Source organism: Brachybacterium vulturis (assembly GCF_043641765.1).
Taxonomy (GTDB): domain Bacteria; phylum Actinomycetota; class Actinomycetes; order Actinomycetales; family Dermabacteraceae; genus Brachybacterium; species Brachybacterium vulturis_A.
Window position 1 is genome coordinate 159,396 of record NZ_JBHZRO010000002.1, and the last position, 12,764, is coordinate 172,159.

11 protein-coding genes are annotated in these 12,764 nt (G+C 70.5%); 8 read left to right on the forward strand and 3 right to left on the reverse strand.

Features of this window, described 5'->3' with window-relative positions:
- Nucleotides 1–128 precede the first annotated feature (128 nt).
- From ACHUEU_RS02215 to ACHUEU_RS02245, 7 genes are all read left to right on the forward strand, one after another.
- Entirely contained in the window at nucleotides 129–1,772 is a 1,644-nt protein-coding gene (locus tag ACHUEU_RS02215) for an ABC transporter substrate-binding protein (RefSeq protein ID WP_394214247.1), read from the forward strand.
- Entirely contained in the window at nucleotides 1,769–2,851 is a 1,083-nt protein-coding gene (locus ACHUEU_RS02220; protein WP_394214248.1) for an ABC transporter permease, read from the forward strand. Before ACHUEU_RS02215 ends, ACHUEU_RS02220 begins: the two co-directional genes overlap by 4 nt.
- A gap of 1 nt (nucleotide 2,852) precedes the next feature.
- Nucleotides 2,853–3,884: an ABC transporter permease gene (locus tag ACHUEU_RS02225; RefSeq protein ID WP_394214249.1), complete on the forward strand. Its 1,032-nt coding sequence runs from the start codon at nucleotides 2,853–2,855 to the stop codon at nucleotides 3,882–3,884.
- Complete coding sequence (locus tag ACHUEU_RS02230; RefSeq protein ID WP_394214250.1) at nucleotides 3,881–5,572, forward strand: ABC transporter ATP-binding protein; 1,692 nt, start codon at nucleotides 3,881–3,883, stop codon at nucleotides 5,570–5,572. Before ACHUEU_RS02225 ends, ACHUEU_RS02230 begins: the two co-directional genes overlap by 4 nt.
- Before the next feature lie 132 nt (nucleotides 5,573–5,704).
- Nucleotides 5,705–6,733 (forward strand): hypothetical protein, encoded by a 1,029-nt coding sequence (locus tag ACHUEU_RS02235; protein ID WP_394214251.1) that lies wholly within the window; start codon nucleotides 5,705–5,707, stop codon nucleotides 6,731–6,733.
- 105 nt (nucleotides 6,734–6,838) lie between these two features.
- Nucleotides 6,839–7,708: a hypothetical protein gene (locus ACHUEU_RS02240; protein ID WP_394214252.1), complete on the forward strand. Its 870-nt coding sequence runs from the start codon at nucleotides 6,839–6,841 to the stop codon at nucleotides 7,706–7,708.
- Nucleotides 7,705–8,406, forward strand: a complete 702-nt coding sequence (locus ACHUEU_RS02245) for a hypothetical protein (protein WP_394214253.1) — start codon at nucleotides 7,705–7,707, stop codon at nucleotides 8,404–8,406. The genes ACHUEU_RS02240 and ACHUEU_RS02245 overlap by 4 nt, the downstream gene beginning before the upstream one ends.
- A 54-nt stretch (nucleotides 8,407–8,460) precedes the next feature.
- Here ACHUEU_RS02245 and ACHUEU_RS02250 read toward each other — a convergent pair whose 3' ends face one another.
- Genes ACHUEU_RS02250 through recQ form a run of 3 tightly spaced genes read right to left on the reverse strand, consistent with a single transcriptional unit; the run spans nucleotide 8,461 to nucleotide 11,308 of the window.
- Nucleotides 8,461–9,123: a (deoxy)nucleoside triphosphate pyrophosphohydrolase gene (locus tag ACHUEU_RS02250; RefSeq protein ID WP_394214254.1), complete on the reverse strand. Its 663-nt coding sequence runs from the start codon at nucleotides 9,121–9,123 to the stop codon at nucleotides 8,461–8,463.
- Nucleotides 9,124–9,161: 38 nt separating this feature from the next.
- Nucleotides 9,162–9,419, reverse strand: a complete 258-nt coding sequence (locus ACHUEU_RS02255; protein WP_394214255.1) for a hypothetical protein — start codon at nucleotides 9,417–9,419, stop codon at nucleotides 9,162–9,164.
- Complete coding sequence (gene recQ / locus ACHUEU_RS02260) at nucleotides 9,416–11,308, reverse strand: DNA helicase RecQ (RefSeq protein WP_394214256.1); 1,893 nt, start codon at nucleotides 11,306–11,308, stop codon at nucleotides 9,416–9,418. The genes ACHUEU_RS02255 and recQ overlap by 4 nt, the downstream gene beginning before the upstream one ends.
- Nucleotides 11,309–11,843: 535 nt before the next feature.
- Between recQ and ACHUEU_RS02265 the strand changes: the two genes are divergently transcribed.
- Nucleotides 11,844–12,749: a TM2 domain-containing protein gene (locus ACHUEU_RS02265; protein WP_394214257.1), complete on the forward strand. Its 906-nt coding sequence runs from the start codon at nucleotides 11,844–11,846 to the stop codon at nucleotides 12,747–12,749.
- Nucleotides 12,750–12,764: the final 15 nt, after the last annotated feature.

The window sequence follows — 12,764 nt, forward strand, 5'->3', positions numbered from 1 at the left end:
GGAGGTCGGTCGGCGCGGGGGCGGGCTGTTAAGTTGCGGGGCACAATGGGTGCACCCCGTCACCTCGGGTGCCCCAGTTCACGACGTCGTGATCCCCGCGGCGTCTTCCTCACCTCCAGGAGGACCCCATGTTCGATGCCGCTTTCACCCCCAAGCGCCGCGCCGTGCTGCTGTCGATGGCCGGCGTGCCCGTCCTGCTGTCCGCCTGCGCCCAGACCACCGACGACGGCGGCGGCTCCGGCGGTTCCGACGGCGGCGGCGGGACCCTGACCGTCGGCACCACCGACAAGGTCACCGCCCTGGACCCGGCGGCCGCCTACGACAACGGCTCCTCGACCGTGTGGACGCAGTGCTACGGCTACCTGCTGTCGGTCGCCCTCGGCTCCGAGGACGGACGCCCCGAGCCGGATCTCGCCGAGAGTGCCGAGTTCACCAGCGACACGGTCTTCACCGTCAAGCTCAAGGAGGGTCTGACCTTCGCCAACGGCAACGAGCTGACCAGCGAGGACGTCAAGCACACCTTCGACCGCACCCGCGCCATCGACGATCCCTCGGGCCCTTCCAGCCTGCTGGGCAATCTCGATACCGTCGAGATCGTCGACGACCTCACCGTCGAGTTCCACCTCAAGGAGCCCAACGATCAGACCTTCCCGTACGTCCTGACCAGCCCGGTGGGCCCGATCGTCGACGCCGATGTGTTCCCCGCCGACGCGGTGCTGCCGGACAACGAGATCGTCGCCGCCGAGGCCTTCTCCGGCCCGTACACGATCTCGAGCTGGAAGATCAACGAACTGGTCACCTACGAGGCCTTCGACAACTACCAGGGCCTGTTCGGCACGCCGTCGACCCCCTCGGTGGTGATGTCCTACTACGCCGACCAGAACAACATGAAGCTGGACATCCAGGAGGGCAACATCGACTGCGTGTGGCGCTCCCTGTCCGCCACCGACATCGCCGATCTCGAGGCCGATGACGCGGTCACCGTGCACAACGGCCCGGGCGGCGAGATCCGCTACATCGTGTTCAACTTCAACACCAACCCCTATGGTGCGGAGACCGAGAACCCGGACCCCGCCAAGGCGCAGGCCGTGCGCCAGGCCGTGGCGGACCTGCTGGACCGCGAGGCGATCTCGGAGACCGTCTACAACGGCACCTACACCCCGCTGTACTCCTACATCCCCGAGGGGCTGCCGGGCTCCGGCACCCAGTTCAAGGACATGTACGGCGACGGCTCCGGCGGCCCCGATCCCGAGCGTGCCCGCACGCGGCTCGAGGACGCCGGCGTCGAGACCCCGGTCCAGCTCAGCCTGCAGTACAACCCGGACCACTACGGCAACTCCTCCGGTGACGAGTACGCCGCCGTGAAGAACCAGCTCGAGGCCGACGGGCTGTTCGCCGTGGACCTCCAGTCCACCGAGTGGGTCCAGTACTCCAAGGACCGCGTCAACGATGTCTACCCCGCGTATCAGCTGGGCTGGTTCCCGGACTACTCGGATGCGGACAACTACCTCTCGCCGTTCTTCGCGACCGAGAACTTCCTGGGCAACCACTATTCGAACCCCGAGGTCGATGAGCTGATCACCCAGCAGCGCGGCACCCAGGACCCCGCCGAGCGCGAGGCGCTGTTCGTCGAGATCCAGGATCTGGTGGCCGAGGAGATCTCCACCCTGCCGCTGCTGCAGGGCGCCCAGATCGCGGTGTCCACCGCGGAGGTCCAGGGTGTCACCCTGGACTCGTCCTTCAAGTTCCGCGTCTCGCCGCTGTCGAAGTGAGCACTGCCCTCGAGAACGAGGTCGAGGATGCCCCCCGTCGCACGAGCAAGCGTGCGTCGGGGGGCCTCGGCCGCTACGTCCTGGTCCGCTTCCTCCTGATCATCCCCACCATCTTCATCCTGATGACGATGGTGTTCTTCCTGATGAGGATCACCGGCGACCCCATCACGGCCGCCCTGGGCGGTCGTCTCACGCCCGATCAGCTCGCCGAGAGACGCGCCGAGGCCGGCTACGACCGGCCGCTGATCGTGCAGTACTTCGACTACCTGTGGGGAGTGCTGCGCGGCGACTTCGGCACCACGTACTCCGACAACACCCCGGTCTCCGAGGTGCTGACCACCTACGGTGCGGCCACCCTCGAACTCGTGCTGTACTCGCTGGTGGTGGCGCTGCTGCTGGGCGTGCCGCTGGGCATGATCGCCGCCCGCACCCGCGACCGCTGGCCGGACGCGGTGCTGCGGATCGTGGCGATCCTCGGCTACGCCACCCCGGTGTTCTTCGTGGGCCTGCTGCTGAAGCTGATCTTCTCCGTGGGCCTGGGCTGGCTGCCGGTGGCCGGACGGCTGTCCACCGGGGGACAGATCACGATGAGCAAGATCCTGAACCCCAGCCCGTTCTACCTGCTGGACGCGCTGCGGCTGGGGAACACGGAGCTGATCGTGGACGCGCTCAGCCACGCGGTCCTGCCGGCGATCGCGCTGGGCATCCTCACCGGCGGCATCTTCCTGCGCCTGGTGCGCACGAACATGATCGGCACGATGGAGATGCAGTACATCGAGTCCGCCCGCTCCCGCGGAGTCTCCGAGACCCGCCTGACCACCCGGCACGGCCTGCGGCCCGCACTGATCCCCATCATCACCGTGATGGGCATGCAGATCGCGCTGATGCTGGGCGGCGCGGTGCTGACCGAGACCACCTTCGAGTGGAACGGACTGGGGTACATGCTCGCCGAGTACATGAAGTCCCGCGACTACGTCGCCGTGCAGGGCATCGTCATGATGCTCGCCGTGATCGTCGCGATCTCGAACTTCGTCGTCGACGTGATCGCCGCCCTCATCGACCCCCGAGTGAGGTACTGAGATGACTCTGTCGAACCCTGCCCCCCTCGGTGAGGACGATCCCGGGGCGACCGACCTGGCCGCCGAGGCCGGTGCCGCCTCTGCCGCGCGCCGCAGCCCCTGGTATCTGCGCCTGCCGATCATCAGCCACCTGCGCGGCTCCGTCGGCCTGCAGCGCGGCATGCTGATCACCGGCGTGGTGCTGGTGGTGGTGCTGCTGCTGTCCGCGCTGGCGGCGCCGCTGATCGCGCCCTACGGCTTCGCACAGACCTCGGTGGACGGAGTGCGCTTCGGCACCCAGCAGCCGCCGTCGGCGGCGCACCCGCTGGGCACCACCGTGACCGGCTTCGATGTGCTCTCCCGCGTGATCTGGGGGACCCGCACCGCGGTCGCGGTGATGGCCTGCGCCGTCACCGCCTCGCTGTTCCTCGGGGTGGCGCTGGGGCTGCTGTCCGGCTACGTCGGCGGCTGGCTGGACCGGGTGCTGGTGATGGTCGCCGACGCCGTCTACGCCTTCCCCGCGCTGCTGCTGGCGATCGTCATGTCGATCACCATCTCCGGTGGCCAGTCGGGCGCCTGGTCCGGCATCCTCGCCGCCGCCATCTCGATCACGGTGGTGTTCATCCCGCAGTACTTCCGCGTGATCCGCGCCGAGGTGGTGCGGCTGAAGGCCGAGCCCTTCGTGGAGGCCGCGAAGGTGGTGGGCACCGGGCATCGCCGCATCATGGGCACGCACCTGCTGCGCAACGCCACCCGCACCCTGCCGCTGATCTTCACCCTCAACGCCTCCGAGTCGATCCTCACCCTGGCCGCGCTGGGCTTCCTGGGCTTCGGCATCGAGCCCACCAGCGCCGCCGAGTGGGGCTATGACCTCAACCGGGCGATGGCCGACGCGACCAGCGGGATCTGGTGGACCGGGATGTTCCCGGGTCTCGCGATCGCGCTGGCCGTGCTCGGGGTGACCCTGGTGGGCGAGTCCATCAACGATCTCAACGATCCGCGCCTGCGCACCCGTCGCCGGCGCCGCGGCGCCAGGAAGAAGGTGGCGGCATGACCGACACGAGCAGCGACACCCGCCTGACCATCCGAGACCTCGACATCCACTTCGCCACGGACGGCGGGGACGTCCACGCGGTCGACGGGGTGAGCCTCGAGGTCGCTCCGGGGGAGATCCTCGCGATCGTCGGCGAGTCCGGCTCCGGCAAGTCCGTCACCGCCCGCTCCGTGCTGGGCCTGCTGCCGGAGACGGCCGAGGCCTCCGGCGCGGTGATCGTCTCCGGCACCGACCTGGTGGGCCTGTCGCAGGCGCAGCTGCGCGCCCTGCGCGGCGAGGACGTCTCGATGATCTTCCAGGAACCCTCCAGCGCCATGAACCCGGTCTTCCCGATCTGGTGGCAGATCGGCGAGGGCCTGCGCGCGCATCGCCCGAAGATCACCCGCAAGCAGATCCGCGCCGAGGCCGTGAAGGCCCTCGAATCGGTGGGGATCCCGGACGCGACCGAGCGCATCGACCGTTACCCGCACGAGTTCTCCGGCGGGCAGAAGCAGCGCATCATGATCGCCATGGCGCTGGCGCTGGGCGCGGAGCTGATCGTCGCCGACGAGCCCACCACCGCCCTGGACGTCACGGTGCAGGCGGAGATCCTGGAGCTGCTGCGGGACGTGCGCGACCGCTTCGGCACCGCGGTCATCGTGATCACCCACAACATGGGCGTGGTCGCGGATCTCGCCGACTCGGTCGCGGTGATGTATCGCGGGGAGATCATCGAGCGGGCCACATCGCGGGAGCTGTTCGCCGCCCCGCAGCAGGCCTACACCAAGAAGCTGCTCGCGGCGGTGCCGCATCTGGGCCGCAACTCCGCCTGGACCGCGCTGTCGCCGGAGCGGCAGTCCGCCCTGGAGGAGGCGGAACCGGTGGTGGTGGCGAAGGACCTGGTCATCGAGTACCCGGGCCGGCTGGGCAAGCCGCCGTTCCGGGCGGTCAAGGGCGTGGACTTCGAGATCCGCGCCGGCGAGGTGTACGGGCTGGTGGGGGAGTCGGGCTCCGGCAAGACCACCATCGGCCGTGCGATCGCCGGCCTGGAGCGCACCACCGGCGGCAGCCTGAGCGTGCTGGGCCACGAGATGAACGGGATGCGGGAGAAGGCCTTCAAGCCGCTGCGCCGCCGGATCGGTTTCGTGTTCCAGGACCCGGCCACCTCCTTCAACCCGCACCTGACCATCGAGCAGTGCATCGCCGAGCCGCTGGTGGTGCACGAGCCGCAGCTGAGCCCGGCAGCCCGCAGCCAGCAGGTGCGCTCCTTCCTGGAGGCGGTGGAGCTGCCCGGCCACTACGCCGGACGCTTCCCCCACGAGCTCTCCGGCGGGCAGCGCCAGCGCATCTCCCTGGCCCGGGCCCTGGTGCTCGAGCCGGAGCTGCTGGTCGCCGACGAGCCCACCAGTGCGCTGGACGTCTCGGTGCAGGCGACGGTGCTGGACCTGTTCCGGGACCTGCAGGAGCGGCTGCACTTCGCGGCGCTGTTCATCAGCCACGACCTGGCGGTGGTCGACACCCTCGCCCACCGGATCGGCGTGCTGTTCCGCGGCGACCTGGTCGAGCAGGGCCACGGGCCCGACGTGCTGCAGCGGCCGCAGCACGAGTACACCCGCAAGCTGATCGCCTCCCTGCCGGTGCCGGATCCGGTCGAGCAGGAGAAGCGGCGCGAGGCGTTCATCGCGGAGTGGGGCGGTGCGGCGGACTGATCCGCCTGCTCTTCGCTCACGTCACGGCGATGCGGCCCGCCGGACCGGGCATGGGGACCTCTCCCCATGGCGCGTCCGCCGCGGGGTTCATAGTCTGCCCTGTGCGAGGACAACTGCGACGGTAGGGAAGACATGACGTTCTACGGTGCCGACACCGAAGCTCTGAGGGAGATGGGGGACCGTTTCCGCGACGCCGGGAGGCGGCTCGGGGAGATCGAGCGCCAGCTCACGGTGGCCGTGATGGATCCGTCCATCTGGCAGGGGCCGGACGCCGAGCAGCTGCGGGACACCTGGAGCTCGGAGATCGGGCCGCGCCTGGGCTCCGTGTCCTCGGACACGAGCGGACGGCGCCAGCTGCTCGAGCAGCATGCCGAGGAGCAGGACGAGGCGTCGCATGAGGGCGGCGGCGCCCTCGACATGCTCTGGGATGCTGTCAAGGTCGGGGTGAAGGGCTTCTCGCTCTACAAGGCCGGATCCTCGATCGTCTCCGGGATCGACGACATGAAACGCCTGTGGGACGCGTACAAGCTGGGGCCGGATGATTTCAGCAGGGTCTGGAACTCTCTGAAGACCCGCAACTACATGCAGTGGGCCTCCGAGGGGTACGGCAAGCTGGCGAACTCCATCGCCGGCCAGATCCCCGGAGCGAAGCACCTGGGCCCGCTGTGGGAGTCGATGGGCACGTGGGTCGACGGCATCCCCACGAAGCTCGGCGAGGGAGGGAAGATCCTCAGCGCGATCGGGGAGAAGCTCGGGCCGGACGGTCTGGCGGCGCTGGGCAAGGGGTCCAAGGTGCTCGGCAAGCTCGTCCCCGGCGTCGACATCCTCGTCGGAGGGGCGCAGATCATGACGGCGGACGACGGCTATGGCAAGGTCTCCGGGGCGCTCTCGGTCGCCGGCGGCGCCCTCATGCTCGCGGGCGTCGCATTCCCGCCGCTCGCGGTGGCCGGCGCGGTGCTCACCGGGGCGAGCCTCGCGATGGACCTCGTCGACCTGGGCGGCGAGCTCTTCGGCATCGACCCCTCCAAGGCGGTCTCCGACGCGGTCGGGAACGCGACCGAGGCCGTGGGCGATGCTGTCAGCGATGCCGCGGGCGCTGCCGGGGACGCGATCTCCGACATGGCGGGCGGTCTCAAGGAAGGACTGGGTAGCATCTTCTGACGAGCTGCCGCCCTGCCCGCCCCGCATCCCGGGCTCGGGGCCCCGAACCCGGCGGCCTGATCCCAGCACGCCATCGCCCAGATCCCCGACCGACGGAGTCCTCGCATGTCCTCGACCACCGACACCCCGACGGACCGGACCGCTGGCACCGGTCCTTTCGACGAACGGTCGCTCGCGTGTGCGGCCGGAGTCATCGAACGGGGGCGGAAGGGAGTGGGTGACGTCGCCGTCCTCACCGACGAGGAGCTGATGGCCCTCGAGGGGATCACGAGCACCCAGATGACCGCCATGCCGTTCCTGGACGACCACGCCCCCGACGAGGAGTCCAGGATCCCCCTCGCGCGGACCGCGATGCGCTCGCTGATGGCACGTCGCCTCGTGATCAGCGAGATCGAGGCCGCCGAGGGGGAGGACCGCCCGCTGGCTGATGACAAGCTGCAGAGCGTCGCCGTCGAGCCGCAGATGGCGGGAGCCCTCGTGCTGCGCCGCACCAGTCGGATCCTGGTCTGGTTCGAGCGCGAGGTCCCCTCACAGATCCACCGGCTGTACTACTACCCGCATGTCGATGATGTGGTGCTCGAGGAAGAGGTCACCGCCGACGGGCTCCACATGTTCACGGTCATGCCCCAGTCCGAGGTTCCCGCCCGTGTGCACCATCTGATCGACCAGCCCGGGGTCGGTGGGCAGGACGGCCCGCCGACGACGATCGCGACCGCCGTGATGGAGGACCACCCCGAGTTCGGGCCGCGCCTGGCGGACACCCGCGCCCTGACCGTCGGATCGATGATCAGCAGGGTGGACGACGCCGCGAAGCGTGTGATCTTCCACCTGACGTCCACCGAGGTCCTCGGCGGGCAGCCGTCGGTGGACGGCGAAGAGATCACGCTCATGCAGGTCTCGCCGGAGAGGGTGGAGGAGATCGTCGCCGACCTCTTCACCGAGGACGGCCCCGACGACGCCCCGGTGTCCCGGTGATCCCGCTGCGTGCCCGGTTCATCGCCGGCCGCCATCGCGACCTCGTCGGCAGACCGCTGACATCCTGGCGAGTCGGTGCCGGCCCGTTGCTCCCGCTGTTCCTGGGCGGCGTCGTCCTCCTGGTCTGGCTGCTGCTGGTGCTGAGCCCCGGGGAGCATCTGGCGCTGACCGTCGGCCTCACCCTCGTCCTCGCGCTGCTCATGCTCGGGGTGTATCTGTTCACGATCGATGCCCGACTCGTCGTGTGCGAGCGCGGGGTGATCATGGGACGGCTGATCCCGGGCCTCCCGCTGAGCCCGAGCTATGTGATCGCGGGGCGCGAGATCGATCCGCGGACGGTGGCCGTGGTCTCGAGCGGTGCGACGGCCGCCCGTGAGCTGGGGCTGCCGTTCTTCTTCTTCCAGTTCAAGACGTTCCCGGGCGCGGTCGGGGTCGGCGCCGTGGTCTTCAACGGCCCCTGGGGCGCTGACGTCCACGCACAGCGCGAACTGTCCCACCGCCGCCCGACGCGGAAGTCGCTGTACATCTTCTCCCATCGCCGATCCGCCGTCATCGCCGATGCCGTGCTGCACGCGATCGGCCGTGACGGGGCGATCCCGCCCGGGTTCACCCCGCACAACGGATTGCAGCCGATCGCGGTGACCGGCCGACGGGACGACGCGGTGCGACAGATCCCCGGCGCCTGGCCTGCCGAGTAGGGCGCGGTCGACGCAGCGCGCGGGCGCAGCGTCGCTGCACACTGCTCCCCGTGCTCAGCGCTCGCGGAACTGCGGCGCGGCCCCGGCGACGATCCTCTCCACGATCGGCACGTCGGGGCCGGCCCATTCCCGCTCGCGCAGAGCGCCACGGTCCACCCACTCCAGACGGTCGTGGTCGGTGCTCGAGGTGGGCCGGGCGGCGATCGGTCGGGCCCAGTAGCAGTCGAGATGGAGGACGCGGTCGCCGAGATCCGCCTCGCCCCGCCCGATCAGCCAACCCACCTCGACCTCGATGCCGAGCTCCTCGCGGAGCTCCCGCACCAGCGCCTGCTGCGGGGACTCGCCCGGTTCGATCTTCCCGCCGGGGAACTCCCAGAGGCCGGCGGAGCTCCTGCTCGGCGCGCGCCGTGCGGTGAGGATCTGCTGATCGCGCACGAGCACGGCGCCCACCACACGCAGGGGAGCCAGCTCGCCGGGCGCCTCGTCGTCGCCCTCGCCCCGGTCCCCGTCCTCCTCGGCGGCGCCGACGTCCTCCGCCCACCAGGTGTGTGCGCACTCCTCGCAGCTGCGGTCGGGGCCGAGTCCCGTGCAGCCCGCCCAGTCCACCCATGCCGGGGCGGTCTCGTGCGCCTCGGCCGTGGGCATGCCGATCACACGGTGGATCACCTGGTCGCCGCCGCAGCAGGGGCAGGTGCCGCGCACCCAGTCGTTGTGCATGGGACCAGTCTCCCGCAGGGGTGGGACAGGCGGAGAGCTCACCCTGCGGATGTGCGACGGCCCGGTGCGTCCCGACCGGGCGCGCCGTGGCCGGGAGCACCGACGAGCAGCAGGGCGAGCAGCCCCAGCGCGACGAGCACGCAGCCCGAGCCCTTCAGCACGAGCGCGAGCACCAGGTTCGCCCGGGCATCGGCGCGGGAGACCGACTCCGCCGGGGGAGGGAGGGCGCCCGGGGACGGCCGGGGCGGCGTATCCGGAGCATCCGAGGGTCCCGGACCCTCCGACGGCGTGCTCACGCCGCTCCGCCCGCCAGCGCCTCCAGCACGGCCTCGCCGTACTCGGCGAGCTTCTTCGCGCCCACGCCGCTGACCTCGCCGAGCGCCGCCACCGACGGCGGGGCGGCCTCGATGATCCCCACCAGCGTGGCGTCGGAGAACACCATGTACGGCGGTATCTGCTTCTCCTTCGCCACCGAGGTGCGCCAGGCGCGCAGCGCTTCGAAGCGCTCCCGCTGGGCCGGCTCGAGGCTCTCGACGGCGCGGGAGGCGCCTGCCGCCCGGCGACCGCCCCCGCGCGAGGTGCGCTGCGGGCTGCGGTCCACAGCCAGTTCGACGGTGCTCTCGCCCCGGAGCACAGGGCCGGCGTGGGGGCCGGGCACGAGCACGCCGTACTCGCCCTCGGCGCCGACGATGCCGCGGGCCAGCAGCTGCCGGATCGCCGTGCGCCACTCCTTCTCGCTGAGCTCCTCGCCGATGCCCCAGACGCTGAGCTCGTGGTGGCGGGACTGGGTGGAGCGCTGATTCTCCCGACCCCGCAGCACCTCGATGACCTGCCCGGAGCCGAACTTCTGGCCCCGTTCGCGGTCCAGGCGGATCAGCGCCGAGAGCAGCTTCTGCGCCGCCACGGTGGCATCCCAGGTCTGCGGCGGGGACAGGCAGGTGTCACAGTTGCCGCAGGCCGTGAATTCTGCGTCCTGCCCGAAGTAGCTCAGCAGCTGCACCCGGCGGCAGGAGACCGTCTCGCACAGGGCGAGCATCGCGTCCAGATGGGAGCGGGCATTGCGCTTGAACAGCTCGGAGCCCTCACCGGTGTCGATGAACTTCCGCTGGCTGACCACGTCCCCCAGGCCGTACGCCATCCAAGCGGTGGAGGGCTGCCCGTCGCGCCCCGCACGACCCGTCTCCTGGTAGTAGCCCTCGAGGGATTTGGGCAGGTCGAGGTGGGCGACGAAGCGGACGTCCGGCTTGTCGATGCCCATCCCGAAGGCGATGGTCGCCACGATGATCAGCCCGTCGGCCCGCAGGAACCGCTCCTGATGATCCTGACGCACGGCCGCGTCGAGGCCTGCGTGGTAGGGCAGGGCGGGGATGCCGCGCGCCACCAGCGCCTCCGCGGTCTGCTCGACGCTTTTGCGGGAGAGGCAGTAGACGATCCCGGACTCGCCCTCGTGCTCGGAGGTGATCAGCTTCAGCAGCTGCTCGCGCGGGGCGGCCTTGGGGTCGATGCGGTACTGGATGTTGGGGCGGTCGAAGCTGGAGACGAAGTGCTCCGCCTCCTGCATCTGCAGGCGCTCGGTGAGCTCGCGGTGGGTGGCCTCGGTGGCGGTCGCGGTCAGGGCGATCCGGGGCACCTGCGGGAACGTCTCGGCGAGCACCGAGAGTCCGAGATAGTCGGGGCGGAAGTCATGGCCCCATTGCGAGACGCAATGCGCCTCGTCGATCGCGAACAGGGCCAGCTCCGCGCGGCGCAGCAGCTCCTGGGTGCGGGGCAGGACCAGCCGTTCCGGCGCCATGTACAGCAGGTCCAGCTCCCCGGCCAGCAGCTGCTGCTCGACCGCCTGCGCCTCGTGGACGTCCAGGGTGGAGTTCAGGAACGCGGCGCGGATGCCGACGGCCTCGAGCGCCGCGACCTGGTCCGCCATCAGCGCGATCAGCGGGGAGACCACGATCCCCGTGCCCGTGCGCAGCAGCGCGGGGATCTGGTAGCAGAGCGATTTGCCGCCACCGGTGGGCATCAGCACCACCGCGTCCCCGCCGGAGGCGACCTGCTCGATGATCTCTGCCTGGTCCCCGCGGAAGGCGTCGTAGCCGAAGACCGTCGAGAGGATGTCCAGAGCGCGGCCGCTCTGCCCGGCCTCGCCCTCGCGGAGCGTGGAGATCGGGTCGGCGGCAGGCGGGGTGCTCATGAAGGCCACTCTAGGCGGGCGGGCCGACGGGTCGCGAGCGGGGTGCGAGGGATGTGGACGGGCGCACCGATCGGGGCGGGAACCTCCCCGCGCCCCGGTCCGCGTCCGTCGGTCGGACCCCTCGTCGATGATGCAGTCAGCTCGATCGCTCCGGCGGCGCCCCTCGCGGTGCCGCCCGGCCGGGCACCCCCCACCCCTTCCCGGGCCGCGCTCGCCTGCCCGAACATCCCAAGGAGCACCCATGTCCCCATCCCTCCCGCCTCAGCCGCAGGGCCCCGACGACGGCACCCGGGTGCCGCAGCAGCCCGGCGGGTAGCAGCCCCAGCCGGCGCCGCAGGCACCCCTCGGGGCCTCTCCGTACGGTCCGCCCTCTCCGAACGGCCCGTACAGCGCACAGCCTGGCTTCGGCCAGCAGGCGCCGGGGGCTCCGCATCCGGGATACGGCGCGGCTCCGACGGCGACCCAGTTCGCCGCCGGTGCGTACCCGGCGGGTCCCGGGCCGTACGCCCCGGCGCAGAAGCCGCCGAAGGATTTCGTGGTGGCCTGGCTGCTGGCGCTCTTCCTCGGCGTCCTGGGCGCGGACCGCTTCTACCGGGGCTTCCTCGGTCTGGGCATCCTCAAGCTCCTCACCTGTGGTGGGGCCGGGATCTGGGCGCTGATCGATCTGCTGATCATCATCTTCACCGGTGGTCGTGACAGCACCGGTCAGCCGTTGGACGGCTATGACAGGAGCAAGAAGGTCGCCTGGATCGTCACCCCGATCGTCCTGGTGCTCGGCATGATCTTCAGCAGCGTCAATGCGGCCAGCGGTGACGAGGACAGCGCCGCTCCCGAGCCCGACGCCGTGGTGACCGCGGCGCCCGCCGAGGTCGAGGGGGAGCCCGCCGACGAGGCCGCGGCGGAGCCGTCCGCACAGGAGCCGACCGCCGAGGAGGAGCCCGTCGCCGCCGAGGCACCGGCCGTCGAGGTGCCCGCGGCGCAGCAGGCCATGTCCGAGGCCGTCGAGCAGGGACGCGCGGATGCCGAGGACGCGGAGACGGATCTGCAGCGCGCCAATGTCCTCAACGTGCGCAGCGAGACGATGTGCATGACCGTGCCGGACGGCGCCGTGCAGGAATGGGTCGGCACCGTGGTGACGGTCGACGCGAACGGCGAGGGCAAGGCCGTGGTGGTGGTCTCGATCGAGGACGACATCGAGATCGGCACCTGGAACAACGCCTTCTCGGACATCAGCGACAGCACCCTCATCGAGCAGGGCGATGCGCTGTACGACGCCGCGCTCGAGCTCGCCCCCGGCGACACGGTCCGGTTCTCGGGGACGCTGAAGACCGGCAGCGAGGGGAACGACGCCTGCTACTACACCTCGAACCTCACCGAGGTGATGTCGATCGACTCCCCGGACTACATCATCAGCTTCTCGGACCTGCAGAAGGTCGAATGAGCCCCGGGTGATCCG

Coding starts and splice junctions, on each gene's coding strand:
- ACHUEU_RS02215 (WP_394214247.1), top strand. CDS start 129: ATGTTCGATGCCGCTTTCACCCCCAAGCGCCGCGCCGTGCTGCTGTCG.
- ACHUEU_RS02225 (WP_394214249.1), top strand. CDS start 2,853: ATGACTCTGTCGAACCCTGCCCCCCTCGGTGAGGACGATCCCGGGGCG.
- ACHUEU_RS02230 (WP_394214250.1), top strand. CDS start 3,881: ATGACCGACACGAGCAGCGACACCCGCCTGACCATCCGAGACCTCGAC.
- ACHUEU_RS02235 (WP_394214251.1), top strand. CDS start 5,705: ATGACGTTCTACGGTGCCGACACCGAAGCTCTGAGGGAGATGGGGGAC.
- ACHUEU_RS02240 (WP_394214252.1), top strand. CDS start 6,839: ATGTCCTCGACCACCGACACCCCGACGGACCGGACCGCTGGCACCGGT.
- ACHUEU_RS02250 (WP_394214254.1), bottom strand. CDS start 9,123: ATGCACAACGACTGGGTGCGCGGCACCTGCCCCTGCTGCGGCGGCGAC.
- recQ (WP_394214256.1), bottom strand. CDS start 11,308: ATGAGCACCCCGCCTGCCGCCGACCCGATCTCCACGCTCCGCGAGGGC.